We start from the raw sequence: 24712 nt of genomic DNA, 5'->3' as shown, positions 1-24712 counted from the left end.
TGAATCCGAAACAAATCTGCATTCTACGTATAGGATAAGCCCTCGACCGATTAGTATTGGTCAGCTCCATGCATTACTGCACTTCCACCTCCAACCTATCTACCTCGTCGTCTTCAAGGGGTCTTACTAATTGGGAAATCTCATCTTGAGGGGGGCTTCACGCTTAGATGCTTTCAGCGCTTATCCCGTCCGTACGTAGCTACCCAGCCATGCTCCTGGCGGAACAACTGGTGCACCAGCGGTACGTCCATCCCGGTCCTCTCGTACTAAGGACAGCTCCTCTCAAATTTCCTGCGCCCACGACAGATAGGGACCGAACTGTCTCACGACGTTCTGAACCCAGCTCGCGTACCGCTTTAATGGGCGAACAGCCCAACCCTTGGGACCTACTTCAGCCCCAGGATGCGATGAGCCGACATCGAGGTGCCAAACCTCCCCGTCGATGTGGACTCTTGGGGGAGATAAGCCTGTTATCCCCAGGGTAGCTTTTATCCGTTGAGCGATGGCCCTTCCATGCGGTACCACCGGATCACTAAGTCCGACTTTCGTCCCTGCTCGACTTGTAGGTCTCGCAGTCAAGCTCCCTTATGCCTTTGCACTCTGCGAATGATTTCCAACCATTCTGAGGGAACCTTGGAACGCCTCCGTTACTCTTTAGGAGGCGACCGCCCCAGTCAAACTGCCCGCCTGACACGGTCCCCGTACCCGATAAGGGTACTAGGTTAGAACCTAGATACGATCAGGGTGGTATCCCAACGGCGCCTCCACCGAAGCTTGCGCTCCGATTTCTACGGCTCCCACCTATCCTGTACAGATCGTACCCAAATTCAATATCAAGCTGCAGTAAAGCTCCATGGGGTCTTTCCGTCTTGTCGCGGGTAACCTGCATCTTCACAGGTATTAAAATTTCACCGGATCTCTCGTTGAGACAGCGCCCAAGTCGTTACGCCATTCGTGCGGGTCAGAATTTACCTGACAAGGAATTTCGCTACCTTAGGACCGTTATAGTTACGGCCGCCGTTTACTGGGGCTTCGGTTCATAGCTTCGGGTTACCCCTAACCACTCCCCTTAACCTTCCAGCACCGGGCAGGCGTCAGCCCGTATACTTCGCCTTGCGGCTTCGCACAGACCTGTGTTTTTGCTAAACAGTCGCTTGGGCCTTTTCACTGCGGCCCCCTCGTGCTATTCACACTACCGGGGCACCCCTTCTCCCGAAGTTACGGGGTCATTTTGCCGAGTTCCTTAACGAGAGTTCTTCCGCGCGCCTTAGAATTCTCTTCTCGCCTACCTGTGTCGGTTTGCGGTACGGGCACCTTCTCCTGGCTAGAGGCTTTTCTTGGCAGTGTGAGATCATGACCTTCGCTACTATAATTTTCGCTCCCCATCACAGCCCAGCCTTAACGATGTGCGGATTTGCCTACACACCAGCCTCACTGCTTAGACGGACATCCATCAGTCCGCGTCACTACCCTCCTGCGTCACCCCATCGCTCATAGCGGATTACGGTGGTACAGTAATTTCAAACTGTTGTCCTTCGACTACGCCTTTCGGCCTCGCCTTAGGTCCCGACTTACCCTGAGCGGACGAGCCTTCCTCAGGAAACCTTGGGCTTTCGGCGGATCAGATTCTCACTGATCTTTTCGTTACTCATACCGGCATTCTCACTTGTGTAGTGTCCAGCGCTCTTTTCAGTACACCTTCAACCCCTACACAACGCTCCCCTACCCCAGATGCAAAGCATCTAGCCATAGCTTCGGTGGTGTGTTTAGCCCCGTTACATTTTCGGCGCAGAGTCACTCGACCAGTGAGCTATTACGCACTCTTTCAATGGTGGCTGCTTCTAAGCCAACATCCTGGTTGTCTGTGCAACTCCACATCCTTTCCCACTTAACACACACTTGGGGACCTTAGCTGATGGTCTGGGCTGTTTCCCTTTTGACAATGGATCTTAGCACTCACTGTCTGACTCCCGGCAATAAGTATATGGCATTCGGAGTTTGACTGAGCTTGGTAATCCTTGCGGACCCCGCACCCAATCAGTGCTCTACCTCCACTACTCTTATACCGAGGCTAGCCCTAAAGCTATTTCGGGGAGAACCAGCTATCTCCGAGTTCGATTGGAATTTCTCCGCTACCCCCACCTCATCCCCGCACTTTTCAACGTACGTGGGTTCGGGCCTCCAGTGCGTGTTACCGCACCTTCACCCTGGACAGGGGTAGATCACACGGTTTCGGGTCTACGTCCACATACTAAGTCGCCCTATTCAGACTCGCTTTCGCTGCGGCTCCACCTTCTCGGCTTAACCTTGCATGTTAAACGTAACTCGCCGGTTCATTCTACAAAAGGCACGCCATCACCCATAGATCGGGCTCTGACTTTTTGTAAGCACACGGTTTCAGGTTCTATTTCACTCCCCTTCCGGGGTGCTTTTCACCTTTCCCTCACGGTACTGTTTCACTATCGGTCGCCAGGTAGTATTTAGCCTTAGCAGATGGTCCTGCTGGATTCATACGGGGTTTCACGTGCCCCGCACTACTCGGGATCCGTCTCGGAGAGAATACAGTTTAGGTTACAGGGCTTTTACCTCTATCGCGGGCCTTTCCAGACCTCTTCACCTACCATATTCCTTTGTAACTCCATGTGAGACGTCCCACAACCCCTAAGAGCAAGCTCTTAGGTTTAGGCTGTTCCGCGTTCGCTCGCCGCTACTGACGGAATCACTATTGTTTTCTCTTCCTCAGGGTACTTAGATGTTTCAGTTCCCCTGGTCTGCCTCTACATTTCCTATGTATTCAGAAATGAGTAACTGCGAATTACCACAGCTGGGTTTCCCCATTCGGACACCCCCGGATCAAAGCTTGCTTACAGCTCCCCGAGGCAGTTTCGTTGTTCGCCACGTCCTTCGTCGGCTCCTGGCGCCTAGGCATCCTCCGTGTGCTCTTATTAGCTTAACCTTGATTCTTCCGAAGAAAAATCTCACTAATAACATTTACTTGTTTGCACAAGTTGCTAAAAGATGTTCTAAAACGCAAATTCGTTTCGGTATCCAGTTTTCAAGGATCAAGTCTTACTTGAGAGCTTAAACTCTCAAAACTGAGCAACGAGTGAGTAACAGGCCTAAACCTGAGTTTGTGGAAGTTAAACTTCCGATTTGAATGTTCTCATTGCAGAGAACGATTCTCCATAGAAAGGAGGTGATCCAGCCGCACCTTCCGATACGGCTACCTTGTTACGACTTCACCCCAATCATCTACCCCACCTTCGGCGGCTGGCTCCCTTGCGGGTTACCCCACCGACTTCGGGTGTTGTAAACTCTCGTGGTGTGACGGGCGGTGTGTACAAGACCCGGGAACGTATTCACCGCGGCATGCTGATCCGCGATTACTAGCAATTCCGACTTCATGCAGGCGAGTTGCAGCCTGCAATCCGAACTGAGACCGGCTTTGATGGGATTGGCTCCACCTCGCGGCTTCGCTTCCCGTTGTACCGGCCATTGTAGTACGTGTGTAGCCCAGGTCATAAGGGGCATGATGATTTGACGTCATCCCCACCTTCCTCCGGTTTGTCACCGGCAGTCACTCTAGAGTGCCCAGCCTTACCTGCTGGCAACTAAAGTTAAGGGTTGCGCTCGTTGCGGGACTTAACCCAACATCTCACGACACGAGCTGACGACAACCATGCACCACCTGTCTCCTCTGTCCCGAAGGCCGCTGCTATCTCTAGCAGATTCAGAGGGATGTCAAGACCTGGTAAGGTTCTTCGCGTTGCTTCGAATTAAACCACATACTCCACTGCTTGTGCGGGTCCCCGTCAATTCCTTTGAGTTTCAGTCTTGCGACCGTACTCCCCAGGCGGAGTGCTTACTGTGTTAACTTCGGCACCAAGGGTATCGAAACCCCTAACACCTAGCACTCATCGTTTACGGCGTGGACTACCAGGGTATCTAATCCTGTTTGCTCCCCACGCTTTCGCGCCTCAGCGTCAGTTACAGCCCAGAAAGTCGCCTTCGCCACTGGTGTTCCTCCACATATCTACGCATTTCACCGCTACACGTGGAATTCCACTTTCCTCTTCTGTACTCAAGCCACCCAGTTTCCAGTGCGACCTCAGGTTGAGCCCAAGGTTTAAACACCAGACTTAAATAGCCGCCTGCGCGCGCTTTACGCCCAATAATTCCGGACAACGCTTGCCCCCTACGTATTACCGCGGCTGCTGGCACGTAGTTAGCCGGGGCTTTCTTCTCAGGTACCGTCACTCCGGTAGCAGTTACTCTACCGGACGTTCTTCCCTGGCAACAGAGCTTTACGATCCGAAAACCTTCATCACTCACGCGGCGTTGCTCCGTCAGGCTTTCGCCCATTGCGGAAGATTCCCTACTGCTGCCTCCCGTAGGAGTCTGGGCCGTGTCTCAGTCCCAGTGTGGCCGTTCACCCTCTCAGGTCGGCTACGCATCGTCGCCTTGGTGGGCCGTTACCCCACCAACTAGCTAATGCGCCGCAGGCCCATCCCTCAGTGACAGATTGCTCCGTCTTTCATTCTTCTCTCAGGAGAAAAAAGAAATTATCCGGTATTAGCTACCGTTTCCGGTAGTTATCCCAGTCTGAAGGGCAGGTTGCCTACGTGTTACTCACCCGTCCGCCGCTAAGTTACTTTGAAAGCAAGCTTTCAAAGTAACTCCGCTCGACTTGCATGTATTAGGCACGCCGCCAGCGTTCGTCCTGAGCCAGGATCAAACTCTCCAATTAGTATTGAAAAGAGCGATATGCTCATTTTGAAACATCTGACGAGAAAATTAATTCTCTAATTTTGGATTTCACTTGCGTGATTTCCTACTCACTCGTTGTTCAGTTTTCAAAGATCAAGTTCTCGTTGGCGCCGTTTAATGTCTCAGCAGCAACTCTTATAATATATCATGTTGTTTTCAGAAATGCAAGCTTTATTTTTCGAAGCTTTTTATCAGCCTCGTCTGTATCGCCTGTACGCTGTCTAACAACGCTTACCTATAATACCCCAACTATTAATAGAAAAGCAACCCCTAATATAAAAATAAACAACTAGCTTAATGATTAAGCTAGTTGTTTATTTAATATCGTTATGATTCTAGCGATTAATTTAATAGTATTTTGCCGCAGTATATTTGCTCGAGGCTTTAATTAAATCAGTTTTCTTATCGCTCTTTGCAAGTCCTGCATCCACTGTAGTATCAATGGTAACCCACTTCCCATTAAGCAACACTTCATTCCATGCATGATATTGCGTAACGTAGCTTGTATTCCCCATTACCAACTTAGCAGGAACATCTACACTCCGCAGCATTGCGGCAAAAAGAGAAGCGTAATCATAGCAAATCCCTTTTTTAGTAGTCAATGTCTTATCGATGCTTGGAATATAATCAGTAGTTACACTATTAGCAAGAGAGTAATCATATTGTACATTCGCAACTACATAGTTATAGATCGCTTTAACTTTCTCTTCGTCTGTTGTTTTGCCTTGTACTAATTGTTTAGCTTTGACAATCGCTTTATCAGAAGAACTCCATTTCACATTCTGTACGGAGCCCAAATATACGGAATTCGAGTCACTCATGGTTACGTCTACTACTTCGGAATATAACGCTTTGTATTTATTGCCGGTTGTGTTCTCCAGAACAGAAACCTTATAAGTCCCATTTCCTTGTTGCAAAGGGAAGTCCTCAGCTTGTCCAGAAGCATACAAGTTATAAGTATAGCTGCTGTTATCTTTGGTGATCATGAGTTTGATTCTTTTATCTTTCGGAATATCATAGTTAATACCAATAACACCTTGAGCCACTTTGGATGTAATCAACCAGCTGGCATCTGCACTTGCAGCTTGAGCTGTACTTACCGGAACTGAAGTCATTAAGACGAACAACGCCACCAGCATAAAATAAACCTTTTTCACGGATAAAACTCCTTTCGGTAGCTGGCTGCCATCCTTTCGGGAAGGCCCTTTAGCTTTGCGTCCCTACCTTTCGATAGGTTTGCCGTTATCGTATAAGCTCTATCTGTTCTAGCTTTACTAGATATAATTGATAGAATCCATTTGAAACAAACAAAAAAAGCCTCTTCATTCGGTAGCTGGCTGCCATCCTTTCGGGAAAAGGCCCTTTAGCTTTGCGTCCCTACCTTTCGGAAGGTTTGCCGTTATCGTGTTTAGCTTTTATAGTATAATACTATCATATTTATAGATGTGAACAAGACCTAATTTACTAGATTACCCATTATTTTATAGATATCTCCCGGTATTTGTGTTTTCTTGTCATTCACTATTCTCATTTTGTTAATTTGGCATGAACAATCAGCCGATGCGTTGGATTCACTAGCGGATCACATGTAATTAAAGTAAGAATCTTATCCTTGTCATTCCCGTCAAGAACAGAGACATCACTCGGATCTACAACAGAAATATCATACACCTCATAGTTAAACACCAGATCACTAGTCTTTACCGTGATGACATCCCCCACAACAACCTCATTCAATCTGTTAAACAAACGACCCGTAGTTCTAGCCCGATGCGCCGCGATTGCAGCATTTCCGATCTCTCCAAGGGGTGCCGTTTCTTTCATATGGGCTGCAGCATGTTTCATATTAGCTTTTGTAGCCCCTTCTAATACAGGCAGCTTCAATTCAATCTTATCGATTTCAATTAGTGCGATTACCTTGCCACCGACTTCAATCTCCGGTTCAGGCTTTTCTGTCTCTTGGGGTTGGGGCTGTGCCTGGGCATCCAGAACCGATTCCTCTGCTAACAGCTGAGTAACTTCAGCATACCTGCTCTTCAAATCTGGTTGGGGTGCACTATCGGCAGTGCTTAGTTCAGCCGTTTCTAATAACTTCTCCTGCTGCCTGTCGTTGTACCATTCGTTAGCTGTCGGATATAACATGATAAGTATCCCAGCCAGTATGAGTAGATAGGAGAATTTACGCAATGTTATTCACCTCCGTATATTGTTTTTATGGATATATACAAATCAAGCAGAAACAGTTACTTGCCTTTAAGCATAGCAACTCCTTCTGCCTGAAATTAATGTTTAAAATACCCATTTACGACTTCCAAAGAAATTGATGATCACCGTGATAAAGGTAACCAGCACCTTAGAGATCAAGACTTGAATACCTAGTTTGTCTGTCAACAGATGCATTAACAGCAGTGATATTCCGAGAACTACCAGATTCAGCACGATAAACTTGACCAGCTGCACGCGGTCGAAGCCTTCTTTATTCCCCCGGTTGCGATCACGAAAGGTAACTTTTTTATTCAAAATAAAGCTATTCGCCGTACCTGCACTATAGGAGATCACCTGCGCCAATGCGTATACCATCCCTAGTGAATTCAACAATGTAAAAATCACAAAATCAATCAGCGTATTGAGTAAACCTACGGCATTAAATTTGAGGAACTGTATGAATGCAGCGCGCAAGTTCTTATCTGACATCATTGTGATCCTTCCGGCGGTCCAGTTGTTCTTCGTTCTGGTAGCCTTTAGTCTCACTAACAATATATAGCGGTCTATCTTTAGACTCGTCATAAATCCGTCCGATATACTCCCCAATCACACCCAACAGCATCAGAACGATACCGTTAAAGAGCAGATTGACGCCTACAATGGAAGCCCAGCCCGGAACCGTCCAGGAGGTGAAAAATATCCTTTGAAACAAGACGAAAAATAAATAGAGAAAGCTAGAGAATGAAAGGAAGAATCCAATATACGTAGCAATCTTAAGCGGCTTATGTGAAAAAGAGGTGATGCCATCTAACGCAAAACGAATCATTTTCTTCAGCGGATATTTGGTTTCTCCGGCAAAACGTTCTTCCCGTTCATATTCCACCATAGTCTGCTTGAAGCCAACCCAGCTCACCAAACCTCGGACATAACGGTTCTTTTCTTTAAGTCCCCGCAGGACATCACATACCTTACGGTCAATAAGACGGAAATCGCCTGTATCCGTAGGAATATCCACACTTGTCATACTGCTGAGCAGGCGGTAAAAAAGCTTCGCGGTGACCTTTTTGAACATCGTTTCTCCGTGGCGCTTCAGGCGTTTCGCATATACAACGTCGTAGCCCTCTTTCCACTTCTCGATCATTTGCAAAATGACCTCCGGAGGATCCTGAAGATCAGCGTCAATAACAACAACCGCTTGACCTTCGGCATAGTCCATGCCAGCTGTAATCGCTACCTGATGTCCGAAATTACGCGAGAAGTCAATCAGCTTGACATGCTCGTCTCGTTCACAAATCTCCCGAATCATCTGGGCGGAACGATCACGACTGCCGTCATTGACGAAGACCAGCTCATAAGTATCGCCGCACTCGTCCATTACTTTTTTCAAACGTTCATAAGTATGGCTAATTACTTGCTCCTCATTGAACATGGGTACAATCACACTATATCTGGCTTTCACCTTTATTCCTCCTACAAGCTTTTTGGAGCGTTACATCCATCTATACTTCATAATAACGCTGCATACATAAACTTATTTTATAGATTTTATAAATCCTAGAAAACCCAAGTAGGGAACCAACGCAGCATATCTTTCACGTAATCTCCACTGACCTGCATCCCTGACAGTACCGGGTAGAAAGCGATAAAGAGCAGCAAAGCAACGGCTACATAGACATACTGTACGTAACGGGCCTCAGGGAATTTACTATCCAACAACTTCATTATATATACAATACCAAGAATCATAAATGGTACCATAGCAAAATAATGGTAAATAAACGTTTCTCTTGGGACAAGCATCCACGGAACATATTGCGAGAAGAAGGCGATCCAGATCATGTAGAGGTTCTTATCTTTACGTTTCAGCGTAATCCACAGCGTTGCCAGCATCGCAAAAATACCCGTCCACCAGATAAGAGGATTCCCCATAGTCACTATACTGCTGACCTGACCTTCCGGCAAACCTTCACCGCCGCTAAAGAACCAGACCGGTCTCTTCATAAACGGCCATTGCCACCATGAGGAAGCAAAAGGATGTGTAGCTACAAGTTGGCTGTGGTAGTTGTACATGTTCTTTTGGGAATCAATCAAACCTTTTATAGTGAAGCCCTCTGCTGATGCAGATAACCCCGGTACAAAAGATAAGCTATAAATAATTACTGGAATAATTACAAAGAACCCGATACAACTAGCCAACGTAATAATAGTCTTTTTCCAAAAAGAATCTACTGCTTCACGACAGGTGCCCAGCAATTCCTTGTCTTTAATCTTCCCCTCGGCCAGCAGGCGTCCGGAGGCTTGGTATTCTCTGTAGCGTTCAAAAAGGGAGATAGCCAGCATAATGGCCAGCCCTGCTCCTCCATAGAGCACAATCCATTTCGAAGCTACGCCGATTCCGAAGAATAAGCCAGACCAGAATAACGGAATTAATGTTTTTCTTAAAGGCTGCTTGTAGAAATTCATTGTGTAATACCGCTGCATAAAATAGAACATCAACATAATGAAGAATACTCCGTATACGTCAATCGTGGAGATTCTTGTCTGTGTGAAATGCATGAAATCCAGTGCAAACAATCCTGCCGCGAGGGCGGCGTATTTGCTTTTCTTAAACAAACGAAGCGCCATTACATATATGAGAGGTAACATGGCAACTCCGAACAAGGTTCCGATAATACGCCAGCCGAATGGATTGACTCCGAACAGCTCCATACCTATGGCAATCAAAAGCTTGCCAAGCGGTGGATGCGTATTCTCGTAAGGCACTATCCCGTGTGTATATTCATAAGCTGTTCGCGCATGATAGATCTCGTCAAAATAAGTGCTATTCATAAAGTTAGAATATTCCGGAATGAGCGACTGCTCGTCAAAAAGATTAGCCGCTGCTCCTCTTTTAGGAACTGCGTTAGCATCCGGTGTCACACCGGCAATAGGAAGAGGTTTTCTTTCTCCCCCCTGCTCATAAAAGGCCATTTCGTTCAAAGTGAACCCTGGAGATGTAACTGTAAACTTCACATATCTCGCAGTAACGTTCAGGGGTTGGCTTTTCCAGATGAAGACATTCCCGACATCCTCACTGACATCCATCGGACTGCTCCAGACCTCAGGATTGTCGCTGAATTCCAGCTTGAACTTCCCCGTGCCCACGCCCCCAAAGATATTGACCCGTTCCAATGGTTTACTCTGCCCCAAATCTACATAGAAGCTTTCACCACTGGCAGCAGGCTCCCATAAGGTCTCTGGAGATTTAGTAGAGCCAAGATTATATAAAGCAAGCGCTGCGTAAACGGCCGTAATAGCTATTATGCATATCCAATCTATACGCTTAAACTTCATCGTTAAATCGCCCTCCCTTCTGATGCGGTTTAATTTGCCCGACAACTCTCAAATCTTCTTCATATTGTTCTTCCGGTGTAATTGGTGCTGGAAGAGGTTTTATTCCCTTGCGGACATACACATCGTATCCGATATTCAGCATATAAAGCAGTAATGCTAGATTAGCTATAGCAGTCACTAATACGATTCCGTCTGCACCCGGGCTAACATCTGCATTCAGGTGGGACAAGGTGTACGCCACATTGATGTATTGCGTTAAGCTGAATCCGAGAAACAGCGATAAAAAGCGGCGGTCCTGACTTTCTATATAAGTAAACAAACAAAGAATAAGAGCAGGGAACATATAACGTTCATGCATTTTGGTGCCAAGCACAAAGACCACTACTATAAGCACCATCCCGATAAAATAGGATTTGGTCAGGTCCAAGCGATCCTTTTTAAAGGAATAAAATGCCGCAACAGCTACAGCCACTAAAATAAATATGAAGCCCCATACACGGTATGGAATGCCAAGCCAGGTTAGATCAAGGGATGACCACATCGGATCAGTCAGTGCATACAGATTAAATGCATTCACTGAAGAATACGGATAGGAAGATAACGTACTCTTGTAAAGATCAATAATCCCTACCAGACCTCCGTTATTCCAGAAAAATGGTGCCGCAAGCAATCCGAAGATCCCTAATCCATACAAAGCTCCGAATCCAAGCTGCTTCCAAGCGCGGTGATGATAAAAAGCAAACAACAATACCGGCGTGAATATCAACGCTTGCGGTTTAATTAGCGTCGCTAAGGCAAACAAAATTGCGGAGTGAACAAACTTTTTGTTCGCAGCGCCATGGATACTGAGCAGCAGGAAGATCAAAAAGAATGAATCCGCTTGTCCCCAAGCCGCTGAATTAATAAGTACCGCTGGATTAAACAGAAACAACAACATTAAGCCGAAAGCTATTCCGGTGCCGAGTTTTTTGCGTGACATTTGATATATGAAGTAGCCGAGCACCAAATCAGAAAGGATCGCAGGGAGCTTGAAGAGCAAATTCTCTCCACCTGAGCCCTGAGTGAATCCTAAAACGCCACGAACGGCGCTAAGCACGTACAATATGTACAAATAGCCAGGAGGATAATCGGCAAAATAACCTTCTTCATAAAATTTGCCCGGACCTAAATCCACCATACGCTGTCCCCAAGAAATAAAGGTATTCATATCATTCTGATATCCTTGCGCGGTAAGACCAATCCACACCCTCAGGATAAAAGCAATTCCGATGGCAATGCTCAGCCATTTGGAATAAATATTCTCAGGCTGCTTCATAAGCTTCTCACTACGGAATGCCTTAGTATAAAGCACTGCAAAAAACACGCTAAACAGCGCTGAGATCAGCAACATCTTAGTTGGAGATACTTTATGTGGAGTGTCTGCCTTTTTGTCGCCGGCATCTGGACTAACCGCTGCACTATCCAGCGAAATGACGTTAGCCCCTTCGGGAGCCGCGTCTAATTTTTCTACAGCAAAATCATCAAAATAAGCCTTACCTTGAATCAAGCTAGAGTAGCCGCCCAGACTTGCGCCTATGCCAAATGACTTCTGCTCCGGTCCTGTCTGGCCGATATATTCAAGATACTGCCATTCACCTGCCGTATCAGTTACGCTGGGATACCCCCCGCCTACTCCAACGGCAAGAATGTTGGCGCCCATTCCCTCGCCTGCTGTACTTACTACCTTGATCCATCCAGAGATTCTATAATAACTATTCGGCGTAGCCTCAATCGTCTGCACCCATTTCGAATGATTGGGTTCGATATTCTCAATGACTGCCGCCTTGCTGCCGGAATGGACTTCCTCCGATTGGATTGAAAGTAGGCCTGAATTATCTCCTGAAATCCACATATCCTTAGTCCAGTTAGAAGGCGCATCATCTCCCCCCTCCTCAAAGCCAGGGTTCTGTAATAGATTTCCCTCTGCATAAATGCTTGTTACAGGAAGCACAAACAATAACAGCATCAATACAGTCATTACGGCCGCACGTGTACTCTTGATCATCGTCCCAACCTCACCTCGTCCTATATTCATCTTAGTCCAGCCAAAAGCATATACCTTCTGAAAAACAGCTCCCGAATTAGTGTATTTCACCGTTGCTAAGAAATCATTTGGATTGATTTTCTCATAAAAGAGCATATAAATATAGGGCATGTTTACCTTATCTGGATCGCAAACCCTTTCATCCACAATACTCCATTCCATAGGATCGCCCTAAGCTTCAAGGCTCTTATATAGACTCTTATATAGAATAGAAGAATCGCAGTAGCTAAAGCAAATGCCGGAGCAAAAAAAACAGAGATCAGGATCAAGGTGGGGAACAAATTGGACTCTAACACCAAGGCTGCCTCGTCCTGAACATCACCTCTTCAACAATATAATCTAAAACATAGATGATGAAAAGCTAGAAACATAGACTAGCCTGAATGGTTAAGTGCCAACAAAAATATAAAAAAAGGGCCCCCTCAGTTATGAAGGAGCCTTTGAATGCACATCTGTATGCTATATATGAGTTAGCCCGCACTACCAAGAAATACATAACGGAGAATAATCAGAATAGCAAGTACCCACATCATCCAGTGAATATCGTATTTTTTCTTGCCAGCAAGGTTAGCTACACAAGCAAGGATTACATAAGTTACGATACCAAAGGAAATACCATTAGCAATATTATAAGTGAAAGGCATGATTACTAGAGTAAGGAACGCTGGAATCGCAACAACCATATCTTGAAAATCAATTTCGCGAATCGATTGTGCCATGAGCACGCCTACGACAATCAATGCTGCGGCTGTAGCAGATCCAGGGATCAGAGCAACTATTGGTGCAAGGAACAATGCAAGCAAGAAGCATACACCCGTTGTTACAGCTGTAAGACCCGTACGTCCACCTTCAGCAACACCTGCTGCACTTTCTACAAAAGCAGTAGTAGTGGAAGTACCCAATGCCGCACCACCAGCTACAGCAATGGCATCGACAAACATTGCATTACCTACACGTTTGTTACCTTCTTCAGGGTTGTCCATAATACCAGCGCGTTGAGCAGTACCTACAAGTGTACCAAATGTATCGAACAATTCTACAAAAGTGAATGTTGCGATTGCTGAAACAATACCGGTGTGCAGGATACCATCCCAGTCAAATTCGAAAAAGTTCAATTGCGTCAGGTCAGGCACCCAAGGGGTTGTCGGACTGGACAATGAGCCAAAATCAACTACACCCATCAGTATACCCGCGAGGGTTGTACCCAAGATACCGAATAAAATCGCACCTTTAACTTGCAGTACCATCAGGATGGAAATAAGAAGCAATCCGATAATTACCAATTGTACATCAGTGTTCTCTAGACTACCCATATGAATGATTGTTTCAAAGGATAGGACATCTGTGAATGTATTGGCCGAAATATCTTTACCAGCTTCGACACCAATCGTCATCAAACCACTGTTCTTAAGCCCAAGAATTGTAATGAACATCCCGATCCCTACGGTAATGGCATGCTTCAAGCTGTCAGGAATGGCTGTCAGTAAGATCTGCCGCACTCGGGTAACCGTGAGCAGGATGAAGATCAAACCGGAAATAAATACTGCAGTCAGACCCATTTGCCAAGTGAATGGATGTTCTGAGGTTGCAGAAGACAAAATTACGGAAGCAAAGTATGCATTAAGTCCCATACCTGGTGCCAATGCTACTGGAAAGTTTATAAACACGCCCATTGCAATGGTGAAAATACCTGCTGCCAGCGCAGTCGCTAGAAATACAGAGTACCAGCCCATATCGATGCGGCCAAAGGCTGTTAATGTGCTCGGATTAACCGACAGGATGTAAGCCATAGCCATGAACGTAGTCAAGCCGGCCATTATCTCTGTACGTACTGTAGTGCCGTTCTCTTTCAACTTGAAAAACCGATTCAAATTGTTCTCCCCCTAAGGTATGTTGTGGCTGACAGCAACAAAAAGCCGGTATCTGATCGACACCGGCTCGAAAAAAAGAGTAGCACCCATGACTATAGCCCTAGATTCAGGACAATACGGGTTGCTCAGCTCTTCTTAATCGTAGCCAGGTCATTACGGTGACCTCGTAGAAACTTCCAGGCCTATTCCCGGAAATATACGAAAGAATTATGTTGTTGTGCTTTATCATTTTAGGGGGACATCACATAAGTTGTCAATGAAAAAAGCGAACATTTTGGACTTTATTTTTTCTATTGTTCGTAATTCATACATTTTTATCTTTAACTTCAACCCCAAAATCCATTAAATCATGCAGCTTATTAACTATCAAAAGCCTTATCAAATGGGTATTTTTCCCTATAAAACAGTTTCAACATGCCCTAGCTTATTGGCCTTTGGAATACTGATAGCTATGCCAAGAATTAGCAAAATGCCCTATAGCTAAACAAATCACTGCAATACCTAACCAGAAAGATCTGCCCCATATAGCCGCAAATCCAAATGCACAAACAGGGAGAACTGCCATGGGAATCGGAAGAAACAATAATGGAGCCCATAATAATCTGAATGGCTGTCCCTTAACCATATAACGAATCCATAAACCGTAATAAATCGTGATAAACACAAAGATAAGTGCAGCCCAGATCCCGAATTCTACATTTTCGAAGTTATCCTTTGAAATCGCAATAATGGCTATACACCCCAACTGCCCTACTCTCTCCAAAAGGGTGTAGACGATGCCGGCATCTTTTAAACCGCTGGGAACATGATCGGGCGGAAACTTAATCATCAGTAAACTTGGGGCAAGAATAACCATAGCTATTAGTGTTCCAATAAGTGAGAATCCCATTCTAATGGCTCCTGTAAGTTTATTTTTCCCAGTTTATCACATTCTCTATAGTTGCTATATAGGGTCCGTCACAAGCTTCACGGTTAATAAAAAAACCTGCAGTACCTTAATAAATAAGGAGCTGCAGGTTTGTTATTGCTATATGCTATTCCCACTCAATGGTGCGGGTAGGGCTTATAATGCTTGTTGTTATCACATTTCTACGGTGTCTCCACTACCTTGGAGACAGTTTTGGCGCCATTCGTTTCACCGTTTGATTGCCGACAAATGAAAATTGCTTACTCGTAGCAGTTTCAATTTTGATAATGCCTGCCATTGATTCGGCGACAGCATCATCAATACCACGCCACAAATGCGCATAGTGTTTCAGCGTAATTTCTGGCGAACTATGCCCTAGACGTTTTGAGACAACCAAGACCGAAGCATTTAATTCATTGATGAGAAAACTTACATGAGAATGACGTAGTCCTTTTGCCTGTATTACTGGAGCACCTGCAAGCTTCGCATAACGAGCAATAATTCGGGCAATCGTTGATTTAATCATGGGTAAGCCATCATAGGAGAAGATGAAATCCATATTTCCGTGTTGTGTTTGTCGTTCTTTCCATACATGCAACACTTCGAGGGTATCATCATCTAATGCAAGTACCCGTTTTCCATCAACTGTTTTTGTGTGGTTCTTCCGATTGTAGTTCTTGCGACTCTTAGAAACTAGCATATGATGGACACGAAGCTGTTTTTTCTCAAAATCAACATCATTCCACCAGAGAGCTGTTCCTTCGTTTACACGAACACCTGTCATATAGTAGACCCACAACATCACAAAACACAAATGCTCATAAAATTCTTCGGTGTAAATCTTTGAGATTACTTTCTCAAATTCTTCTCTCGTCCAGTAAGCAACATCCGTTTTCGCTTTAGAAATTGGTTTCACTTGTTGAGCAACATTCTTATCAAGGTAATTGAGCGTAACCGCAAATTCAAGAATTTTCTTCAACATTCCAAAGACCAATGAAGCGTATGACTGTGAATATCCTGCCGCATCTTTATCTAGAAGCCACGTTCTGAAAAATTGAATATCGTGCAAAGTAATCTTCCGTAATGACTTCTTTCCGAATCGTTCGAGCAGAATTTTCAAAGATGGATTCCGTGACTCAAATGTATCTTCTGTCACCTCAGTCTTATAATGTGGAATGTAGACATTATTCATGAATTGTTCAAAGGTCATACCATAATCAGAATATCCCTGAGTTTGCAAGAAGTCATTTTTTACACGGATAGCTTCCGCATAGGCTTCTTTTGCTGAATCAAATTTCTTTCCAGATTGCGACTTGCGACCTTTACGCTTGATACGTTTTCCTGTGATTTTGTCCGTACCTGAGCTTACCTCATAATAGTATTGCCCATTTTCATCCTGATAGATATCTTAGTAGCTAGTTTTTGACAAATTTAATCCTCCGTTTCGGACAACTCAACATCACCGATAACGGATTTTACTGCCTGTATGGGGACAACAGAAACACGCCGTCCCTCGTAAAACTCATACCCTTGTTGTACCATATAGTGTTTTGCTTGTCTAATGATATTGGAAGCCGTGTATGGTGAGAAGCCCGCACGCTTTAAGTCTTCTGAGTTCACCATTGTTTTACTCATTGCCATCCCCCATGTCCTTATAAGTTTTCCTAGTGGGTCTTTCTGAACTGTAACGCCTTGAGTCTAGAAACCTTGAGAAGAAATACGTTTTATCTACGATTAACTCAAGCAACAAATAATCATTTTTTCTTGCGTACATTACAAGTTCTTCAAATTCCTTAAAATCATGTTCTGCTATCACATCAATAATGCTGTTCAAAAATTCACCTGTATTATGCTCAACAAGAAATTTTCCAAGTTCAAATCCACACCCCCACTCAATATCTTCAATTTTGTAGGTTGTCTTATCTGGATTTTCAGCGTGTGTGAAATACTCATACATTCCCTTTGGAGACATGACAACCTCAACATGCTTTGGAGCGTTAAGCTTTTCGCTAATCAGGCTTGAAACCTGCGAATAGCTTTTCAAAGAATCAAAGTATAGTGCACCGTGCTTGTGTGCCTTTTTAATTTCCCCTGTCTCTTTATTCACGTCCTTATCGTGCCAAGGGCTCAACACAAAGGGTATATGCATTTCTTCCAATATTTCCAAATAGTTCTTCGGGGCACTTTCTTGATAGAATATGAACGCCCATTTATTGCTTCTTTGTTCTTTTTCATAGTACGTTTTCCCCGATTATTGATTATTGATTCCACGGGGGTGGTAGTAACCCCGTGGAATATCTTTTTCTGCCATCTATCAAGAATAGCGGAGCTCCTTTGCTTCTGCCCAAGGCAGGCAAAAGCTCCGCTATTCTTTATCTAATTTTTGTTCCTTCAATTCTCAGCCAGTGTTTGTACCGATCAAAATTCGAAAAAGTAAACTTCGGAAAAAGACTCGATATTTCTTCTCGAAGAATTTCTTTTGATTCAAGGAGTAGTTTTTGTGCCTGAACATCATTTGGCAATTTAACAAAATAGGTGATCTTCTTTTCCTTAATATCTATGATGGATTTGCGGATTGCTTTATTATGCTGTTGAAGTTTGAAAATTCCTTCACCTTCATGGTCTGCCTGTCTCATTAGGAATTTCCTTAAACGGAAGCTGACCCATATTGAATAGATCCAATTCGCTAATGAGTCATGAACTATCCTTAATACCAGTTCAGGAACTACCAGTATCAGCAAAGTTGCGACAGATATCAAAATCATCCCATCCAATGTATTGCTGATTAACCCCAATACTTTAGTCATTATTCCTGTGTATTCTGTCAGGAATGGAATTGTTTCTTTTTGCAAAAGACTCTCTATCAATATGAACGAAACCCGAACTAAGAGGAGTACCAATGAAATAAGTATCAGAAGTCCGTTAATGTGGAACGTCCGAATGAAGAATGATTTCTCTATTTTTTTCATCTACATTATTCCTTTCAAGTCGTTAAATGTTGGTGTTAATAATGGAACAATTTGAAACGGGTGCTCAGAGTCAATAACCTGTATCAGTCCTGTCCCAATTCCTTGCGGTATGACTATTCCCTCAAGTGACAGGTCAGGAAATAGAAATTGTGTCGTCTTGGTATTAATGTTTCCAACCTGAATCAACACATTAAGCTGCTCTCTACAAGAAATAGGAATCGCATTGTTATCAAATCTCTGAGATACCACTAGCAAATGAACCTTTGAAGTTCTGCCAAGTAGCGATATTTGAGATAGCAAGCTAAAGAAAGCTTCTTTAATTGGCTTTGCTACACCATCACTTAATGCCAACACTTCATCAATTACCACTGTATAATGTTCAAAATCGGCTTGAGGGTTAACGTAAAGCACCTGCTGGCGTTGGTGAATCAGCTCCAAGCACTTACTAAGTTCATCATTCACACTTGAAACAAAATCGCTCTTACTCCTGGTATAGCTTGGTGCAATAACCTTGACATTGTTTTCTCTGCCCCATCTACTTGGCATATCATATTTAGGGTCAACTATCACAAGCCTTGAACTTTTTTTCAATACGCATAGGAAGTATGTAAGGGTATAAGACTTCCCAGAGCCAGAGTTTCCTGCGATAGCAATGCTTGTCACTTTGTCTAGGTTTATCGTAAAGTTTTCCATGACAGGTATTCTGTTCATCGGTAAATCAGCAACAAATTGGTCTATATCTGGAATAATCAGCCGTTTTGAAATGCCATTTTTCCATGGGAAGAAGAGCGCCCGCTTTACATGGATATCTTCTGTTGCCAAAGGAACAAAGTAGGCTCCCGCTTGCTTCAACAGAGTGAAATCAGGATATAGAGCTGCGTTACTGATAAGATAGATTTTTTGGTACAGGTCATCATCTACAACGTAGCTTGCAGGGAGACGGGGGATGAAGAAAAAGCCTTCATCCGCCACTCGAACATCAAACGAATTTGTGTAAGAAGTCTCTCCGTTAATCTGCAGAACCATGTTCAGAGCTTGGAGCAAGTAGCCTTCAAGTTCTGATTTCTTCATCATTTAATTACCCGAACCCCTTCTGAACGGAAGTACACATTTGAACGGATCTCGATTGCTTCGAGTTTATCGAGCTTAACTTCAGAAAGGAAGGGTGGAAGTATCGGCTTCTTTTCAAATTTTACAGCAAAAGGATTTACACCCTCTTGAGAAAAGAAAAGTTTGTAGCCTGTGACTTCGTCAGTGCGTTTTCCATCCATCCAGTTATATTGTGTTTCTACTTCGGAAGAAACACTGATAATTGGTTTGTCGTCAGAAATATACTTTTTTGCTGTTTCTTCGTTGTATGCGCTTTGCGAGTTTTTTGTTTTCATGATTTTCTCCTTTTTTGCAAATACGACTAGTACATATTGCATAGATTTATTTATCTCAGGACTCGCGATTCCTTTGACATTTATATTTTATTGTAATTAAGAGTGGTTGAATATATGAAATAAAATACGTATAATTCATAATATATCCTACCACCCTTAGGAGGTAATATGATTTATAAAGAAACCAAAAAGCACATTTTCTCTGAGATTGGGAAAAGAGTACATGTAAAAAAAGATGAGTTGAATTTGTCGTATTACCAATTAGCAGGATATGAAAATAAGGATGACTATGATGGATATAATGCAGAAAAAAAACAAAGATCCGCGAAATACGACCTTTCAATTATCAAAAATATTGCAGGCGGAAAAGCATATCCTAGGAAAAATCCGTATTTAATATCTGAATCGCTATTGGTACATTTAACAGAGAAGTTGGGATTTAAAAATAAACGTGAATTACTATGGGGACATTTTGAAAATAGTGACCTATCTAAAGCTTTTTTTGAGAAGCTTCTTATTGATGTTTTATATGGGGATGATGACAAATTAAAAGAAACATATAATAACATGCTATTTGACTATGTTCCGTATGCTGAATATCACTCATATTGGCAAATGTTTGTGATTGGTGAAATAGAAATGCCCAAATTTCCTAACAGTCAATTAAATATTTCTTCTCATTTTTATAATCTTAATGAGGATGATATTGTTGAAGAATATGAATCCATACAAAAAAACGCAATTGAATTTCTTTACTATAAGTGCGGAAAACAAATTCATAATTTGTTTGTAGAGTTCATAATGCAGGAAGGGGATTCTTTGAAGAAACTTGATAAGAAATTAAATAATTTCGTCTCACGTTTAACTAGGTTTCTTCAGGAATATGTTCCGAACGAGGATTCCTTGGGATTAAGGGCTCGCAATATAATTATTTCTGATTATAAGAAATTTGGGTTTTTGATAGCTAAAGAAATGAAAGATGAGTCATGGACGTTAGTTGAACATACGCTAAAATTATTGGTGGAATCCTCCTTAGCATACATTACTAAATTACAAATTGTGCAAACGATAGAGCTTGAGGTGATTAACAAATACTATTTTAGCGGAAAACAAAAAGGTGATGATGTAGACTGAAATAATTCTACACCATCACCAACGAATATTTGCAACTTTGTAAAGCGCCTGACTTCTTCCTTGATTTTTGCACAATACGTTCATTGGCTTGCTTCACACTAACTCAGAATCGCCTCCAAGATGGCCGCTCTTGCCTTCATAGCATGTTGTTCATCCTTTAAAGCGGTATTGCTCATCTGAAACGTATCATCATTGATCAGCTTACGAGTCATAGCGCGAACCAATTTCTAACTGCTCTTATTGAAGCTGCTGTGTTTTTCTGCAGGAAGCATATTTGCACATCATTCAAGAGTTAGAGAATCAAGATAACGATAAAATCGTACGGCATTTATCCGCGCTCATATAAACATCTTTTGTAAATACGCCGCCTTTAACTGTCGTAGCAGCTCAAGTTTAGCAGTTTGGGCGGCGATTTGCTCGTCGAAGTTCTCAAAAAAGTCAATGATTCTGTTTTGTTCAGAAATTGTGGGTGCTAAAACGATTATCTTTAAAAAATCCCTTTCGTGTATGCGCCACTGTCCGTACATTACACCTTGTCGAAAATGAATCATTTTATTAATGAAGTCTTTCCGTTTGGATAGTAATCCAACAAATAGACTCTCTGAATCGTTGCTTGAATAGAAAATGCTATATACGGGCGATATTACTGCCTTGCCTGTTCTATTAAGACCGATAGACCCTGTTTCTAAGTTGTTTGAACTGTATATAAAGTCATTCAGTTCGGTTTTTTTGTATTTTTTTCCATCACCTTTTACCAAAAAACTTCTGTCATACTGTTCCCCCTTGGGTACAACACCAACATTCCCTACGAACGACATTAATGGGTAATCTTCCGATTCCTCAAATTGCTCATTTCTTTCCGTAAGCATTTCCCCCAGTCGCCGCTCTTCCCAATTACCTATAAATCCTGCGAATCTTACTCTTGGCATGACTTCATCGCCTGCTGGAAACATCTGCTGTAGAAACCCGTCCTTCAGCGTTACAAGCCCATCCAGCTTACGCTGATGAAGGGTGATGAGGTTGTCGAGTTGTAAATTGAATTTCACTATATTTCTTTGCTCTTCAATTTCAGGAAAAATCATGTTAATTTCTTTTAAATCTGAATTGTGTAAATGAACAACAGATTTGCCTTGAGCACGTTTTGCCATATCTTTATTTGGTGCCCCGTTTGTAATTGCTAAAGCTAAGAAGACAGGATGAATTTGCTCGTTCGGTTTAATAACATTTAGGTCTCCACCTAATATTATTCCTGGTTTTCCAACCACTGAAGCTCTTGATATGTCTTCCGCAGACTCCCCAGAAGAGGGAACTAACACCTCGCCACCTGTGCTAACAACAGAGTTTTCCTTCTTATCCACAAAGGTATTTACATCTTCAATTAAAGTTTCGTAAGCAGTATATAGTCTACCGTATAATATAATTGGCGTGCCGTCTTGCCTTAAATCTTGTTTGGTATATCCGTTTCCTTTTGTGAAGTTTGCAAACTCCCCCAGCTTACGCTTTTCCCAAGCGTTAGTGAAGCCATTAAATCGGATTTCAGGTACTAAGTTCTGATTGTTTTCTGTCATAATCTCCACCACCTCACACAAAAATCCGCTTTGTAGCTTCGACTAGCTCTTTCGTTTCGTCAGTCAAAGCAATCTCATCAAGCAAGGCTAAGAAATCCGTTTCTTTTTGTTTTATTTGCAAATTTAAGTCCGACATTTCACGCCCAAGTGCTATAATGTCGATTTGTTCTTCTTCCTCGAATGTATCTACATAGCGAGGAATGTTGAGATTGTAATCATTCGCCACGATTTCATCAAAATTTGCTAAATGGGCGTATTTCACAATGTTCTCACGCCTTTTATAGGCATCCACAATTTTCAGAATATCTTGCTGGCGTAAGGTGTTTTGATTCTTTTGCTTCTCATAATCATTAGAAGCATCAATGAAAAGCACATCACGACTTGCACGGTTTTTCTTCAAGATAAGAACAACAGTTGGTATGCCCGTTCCATAGAAAATGTTAGCGGGCAAGCCAATTACAGCGACTATTGCGCCTATTTCTAGAAGCACCTTGCGAATGACACCCTCGGCAGCACCACGGAACAGAACACCATGCGGCAGTACAATTCCCATCGTACCACTGTCTTTTAGGTGGTAATAGCCATGGAGCAAGAACGCAAAGTCGGCTTTAGATTTTGGTGCAAGTTTTCCATAGCGTTCAAAACGTGGGTCACTTAAAAACTTATCTGAAGCACTCCAATTCGCAGAGTACGGAGGATTCATAACAACAGCGTTAAAAAGGAAAGGCTCGTTTGTCGGCCAGTCTGCATCTAAAGTATCGCCATTATTGAGCCGCATTTGCTCACGGTCAACGTTATGTAGAATCAGGTTCATTCGAGCAAGGTTGTAAGTGGTGGTGTTTAGCTCCTGTCCCTGAAAATACACCTTATCGGGATTGCTTAGAAATTGACGGATATTCAACATCAGCGAACCCGAACCCATAGCGGGGTCGTAAATATGGAAGGGTGCTAGTTCCTCTTGCCCGATACTAACAATCTCAGAAATGATTTTTGAAACAGCTTGCGGGGTATAGAACTCTCCGGCTTTCTTGCCTGCGCCTGCGGCAAATTGGGCGATTAGGTATTCATAAGCATCGCCAATAACGTCACCATCATGCCCAAACAAATCTATCTCATCTAAAGTTTTTATAACTTCCATAATGGTTGTACTTTTTTGCTGTGCGTGTGATCCGAGCTTAGTTGAGTTTAAGTCAACATCATCGAACAAGCTGATAAAACTTTCACCTTGACGAGAAAGCTCGATAAAGGCAGTCTGCAAGTCATCAATTTGAAATTCATATTTTGATGCTTTATTGCGGAGCATGTAAAACAGATATTGCGGCTCTATAAAATATCCGAGTTTGCGGCGCATGGTGTTCTTTAGTTCTTCGGCATCATCATTATACCAATCAGTAAGCTCGGCAAATTGAATATCACGAGATGGGTATTCATCGGGCTTTCCGTTTGCTTCTTCGTACACGGCGCGTAGCTCCAAATCGGAAAGATACTTATAGAAAACAAGACCGAGCAGATAGTTTTTATATTCGCTCGCATCCATTTTCCCTCTAAGAATATCGGCGCTTGCCCATAGTTGTTGCTCTAAACGACTCATATATTTACTTCCTTCCTGTAGACAGATTATTTGAAAGTTGGTTGCAGACACAAACACTAATTTGTACTTACATTGTTCGTAGACCAGTTGAATTTCTGTGCGGCACTTTTTAACTCTTCTTTCTGGGTTACATTATCTAACACGCTTGTGACTAATGTATACAGCGCTCCGAAATATTCAAGTGCATCTTCCTCACTTCCATCGCCATGTATTATTTTACTGAGTTGGCTGAAGAGTTTATATCTATTTGCCGAGAAAGACACTGGGATAATTGAGTGCTGCTCATCCACCTCTTTCAGTATTTCAGAAAAAGAGCGTCTGTTTCCATTCCCTCTATACAGAGGAATGTTATTGGCATTTGCAATGCTGTAGGTTATAGATTCATATACCTTTCTTAGATAAATAATTGCGCCTGAACCAAGTCCATCTCTGTGTGCTCGGTTTGCTTTTTCGAGCCATTCGCTAAACTCACCGTATTTCTCAGATTGTAATTTCACACGTTCGGTTAATTTTTCTCTAAAATGCAATATGCGTACTTTAGGTGACTGATACCGAATATCCTCTTCGGCTTCGACTAAATACCAAGTATGGACAACTGAACCACAATTGCATTGCAAAATGCAATCAATGCTAATTACTTGTTTATTTACAATAATTCCTCGAAGCCCTTGCTCTTTATCAGAGTTAAAAGTGCGTAAGTCCTCACATTCTGTGCAGTAGTAGTTCAGAGATACTTGTCCAGCCTCTAAAATGATATGTTGCCCAATTAGCAGGGAGGTATCATCCTCATTTTCATCACTATATTCATAGTCTTCCCTTTCTTCTGGAAACCAGAACGTGTCAACTTGTTGGTAATCCTCCGCTGGCGGTTTTCTCAATAATTTACTCAAATCCATATC

General features: G+C 43.0%; 19 protein-coding genes, 2 rRNA genes, 1 pseudogene and 3 riboswitches. Of the genes and pseudogenes, 1 reads left to right on the top strand and 21 read right to left on the bottom strand.

All coding sequences use genetic code 11. The features are described from left to right. Positions 1 to 30: 30 nt before the first annotated feature. The 17 genes and pseudogenes from MKZ09_RS03860 to MKZ09_RS03785 form a co-directional block, all read right to left on the bottom strand. Positions 31 to 2956, bottom strand: a 23S ribosomal RNA gene (locus MKZ09_RS03860). Positions 2957 to 3189: 233 nt separating this feature from the next. Next, positions 3190 to 4747, bottom strand: a 16S ribosomal RNA gene (locus MKZ09_RS03855). Together the 16S and 23S rRNA genes form the textbook arrangement of a ribosomal RNA operon. 367 nt (positions 4748 to 5114) lie before the next feature. Beyond that, positions 5115 to 5924 carry a transglutaminase-like domain-containing protein gene (locus MKZ09_RS03850; protein ID WP_038568647.1) on the bottom strand — a complete coding sequence of 270 codons (810 nt, stop codon included), beginning with the start codon at positions 5922 to 5924 and terminating at the stop codon, positions 5115 to 5117. Positions 5925 to 5937: 13 nt separating this feature from the next. After that, positions 5938 to 6018: riboswitch (cyclic di-GMP riboswitch) on the bottom strand. Positions 6019 to 6092: 74 nt separating this feature from the next. After that, positions 6093 to 6175, bottom strand: a riboswitch (cyclic di-GMP riboswitch). A gap of 119 nt (positions 6176 to 6294) precedes the next feature. Then, complete coding sequence (locus MKZ09_RS03845; protein ID WP_232061134.1) at positions 6295 to 6954, bottom strand: class D sortase; 660 nt, start codon at positions 6952 to 6954, stop codon at positions 6295 to 6297. A gap of 102 nt (positions 6955 to 7056) precedes the next feature. Then, positions 7057 to 7464 (bottom strand): GtrA family protein, encoded by a 408-nt coding sequence (locus MKZ09_RS03840; RefSeq protein WP_076130538.1) that lies wholly within the window; start codon positions 7462 to 7464, stop codon positions 7057 to 7059. Continuing rightward, positions 7451 to 8431 (bottom strand): glycosyltransferase family 2 protein, encoded by a 981-nt coding sequence (locus MKZ09_RS03835; RefSeq protein ID WP_036679898.1) that lies wholly within the window; start codon positions 8429 to 8431, stop codon positions 7451 to 7453. The genes MKZ09_RS03840 and MKZ09_RS03835 overlap by 14 nt, the downstream gene beginning before the upstream one ends. A 95-nt stretch (positions 8432 to 8526) precedes the next feature. Then, positions 8527 to 10305 carry a phospholipid carrier-dependent glycosyltransferase gene (locus MKZ09_RS03830; protein WP_076207475.1) on the bottom strand — a complete coding sequence of 593 codons (1779 nt, stop codon included), beginning with the start codon at positions 10303 to 10305 and terminating at the stop codon, positions 8527 to 8529. After that, the gene (locus MKZ09_RS03825; protein WP_076207478.1) at positions 10295 to 12550 is read right to left on the bottom strand and encodes a glycosyltransferase 87 family protein; all 2256 of its coding nucleotides are present in this window, start codon (positions 12548 to 12550) and stop codon (positions 10295 to 10297) included. Before MKZ09_RS03825 ends, MKZ09_RS03830 begins: the two co-directional genes overlap by 11 nt. Before the next feature lie 308 nt (positions 12551 to 12858). Further along, entirely contained in the window at positions 12859 to 14259 is a 1401-nt protein-coding gene (locus tag MKZ09_RS03820) for an NCS2 family permease (RefSeq protein WP_036679893.1), read from the bottom strand. 122 nt (positions 14260 to 14381) lie between these two features. Continuing rightward, positions 14382 to 14481: riboswitch (purine riboswitch) on the bottom strand. Between the two features lie 202 nt (positions 14482 to 14683). After that, positions 14684 to 15148, bottom strand: coding sequence for a hypothetical protein (locus tag MKZ09_RS03815; RefSeq protein WP_076207481.1), 465 nt, complete (start codon positions 15146 to 15148; stop codon positions 14684 to 14686). Positions 15149 to 15362: 214 nt separating this feature from the next. After that, complete coding sequence (locus MKZ09_RS03810; RefSeq protein ID WP_218643140.1) at positions 15363 to 16571, bottom strand: tyrosine-type recombinase/integrase; 1209 nt, start codon at positions 16569 to 16571, stop codon at positions 15363 to 15365. A 26-nt stretch (positions 16572 to 16597) separates the two neighbouring features. Then, the gene (locus tag MKZ09_RS03805; RefSeq protein WP_076207484.1) at positions 16598 to 16801 is read right to left on the bottom strand and encodes a DUF3173 family protein; all 204 of its coding nucleotides are present in this window, start codon (positions 16799 to 16801) and stop codon (positions 16598 to 16600) included. Next, positions 16794 to 17063 (bottom strand): hypothetical protein, encoded by a 270-nt coding sequence (locus MKZ09_RS34355; RefSeq protein WP_445323461.1) that lies wholly within the window; start codon positions 17061 to 17063, stop codon positions 16794 to 16796. The genes MKZ09_RS03805 and MKZ09_RS34355 overlap by 8 nt, the downstream gene beginning before the upstream one ends. Then, positions 17049 to 17384 (bottom strand): annotated as a pseudogene (locus tag MKZ09_RS34350) (replication protein); the annotation flags it as partial. The pseudogene MKZ09_RS34350 and the gene MKZ09_RS34355, both read right to left, overlap by 15 nt. A gap of 154 nt (positions 17385 to 17538) precedes the next feature. Further along, positions 17539 to 18135: a hypothetical protein gene (locus MKZ09_RS03795; protein WP_081394377.1), complete on the bottom strand. Its 597-nt coding sequence runs from the start codon at positions 18133 to 18135 to the stop codon at positions 17539 to 17541. Next, complete coding sequence (locus MKZ09_RS03790) at positions 18136 to 19209, bottom strand: cell division protein FtsK (RefSeq protein ID WP_256719283.1); 1074 nt, start codon at positions 19207 to 19209, stop codon at positions 18136 to 18138. Continuing rightward, the gene (locus MKZ09_RS03785) at positions 19206 to 19520 is read right to left on the bottom strand and encodes a hypothetical protein (RefSeq protein ID WP_076207489.1); all 315 of its coding nucleotides are present in this window, start codon (positions 19518 to 19520) and stop codon (positions 19206 to 19208) included. Before MKZ09_RS03785 ends, MKZ09_RS03790 begins: the two co-directional genes overlap by 4 nt. A gap of 168 nt (positions 19521 to 19688) precedes the next feature. Here MKZ09_RS03785 and MKZ09_RS03780 point away from each other — a divergent pair, with 168 nt between their 5' ends. Beyond that, the gene (locus MKZ09_RS03780) at positions 19689 to 20654 is read left to right on the top strand and encodes a hypothetical protein (protein WP_076207491.1); all 966 of its coding nucleotides are present in this window, start codon (positions 19689 to 19691) and stop codon (positions 20652 to 20654) included. A 98-nt stretch (positions 20655 to 20752) separates the two neighbouring features. Here the strand turns inward: MKZ09_RS03780 and MKZ09_RS03775 are convergent, their stop codons facing one another. The 4 genes from MKZ09_RS03775 to MKZ09_RS03760 form a co-directional block, all read right to left on the bottom strand. After that, the gene (locus MKZ09_RS03775; RefSeq protein WP_341040608.1) at positions 20753 to 20878 is read right to left on the bottom strand and encodes a hypothetical protein; all 126 of its coding nucleotides are present in this window, start codon (positions 20876 to 20878) and stop codon (positions 20753 to 20755) included. A gap of 114 nt (positions 20879 to 20992) precedes the next feature. Further along, on the bottom strand, positions 20993 to 22222 hold the full coding sequence (locus MKZ09_RS03770; RefSeq protein ID WP_076207494.1) for a restriction endonuclease subunit S: 1230 nt from the start codon (positions 22220 to 22222) through the stop codon (positions 20993 to 20995). Positions 22223 to 22235: 13 nt separating this feature from the next. Further along, positions 22236 to 23813 carry a type I restriction-modification system subunit M gene (locus MKZ09_RS03765; protein WP_076207497.1) on the bottom strand — a complete coding sequence of 526 codons (1578 nt, stop codon included), beginning with the start codon at positions 23811 to 23813 and terminating at the stop codon, positions 22236 to 22238. Between the two features lie 56 nt (positions 23814 to 23869). Then, on the bottom strand, positions 23870 to 24709 hold the full coding sequence (locus tag MKZ09_RS03760; RefSeq protein ID WP_076207499.1) for a hypothetical protein: 840 nt from the start codon (positions 24707 to 24709) through the stop codon (positions 23870 to 23872). Positions 24710 to 24712: the final 3 nt, after the last annotated feature.

The sequence above is a fragment of the Paenibacillus sp. FSL R5-0908 genome (assembly GCF_038006245.1).
Classification (GTDB): domain Bacteria; phylum Bacillota; class Bacilli; order Paenibacillales; family Paenibacillaceae; genus Paenibacillus_AQ; species Paenibacillus_AQ odorifer.
The sequence above is the reverse complement of the archived record's forward strand: the minus strand, read 5'-3'. Positions and strand labels throughout refer to the sequence as shown.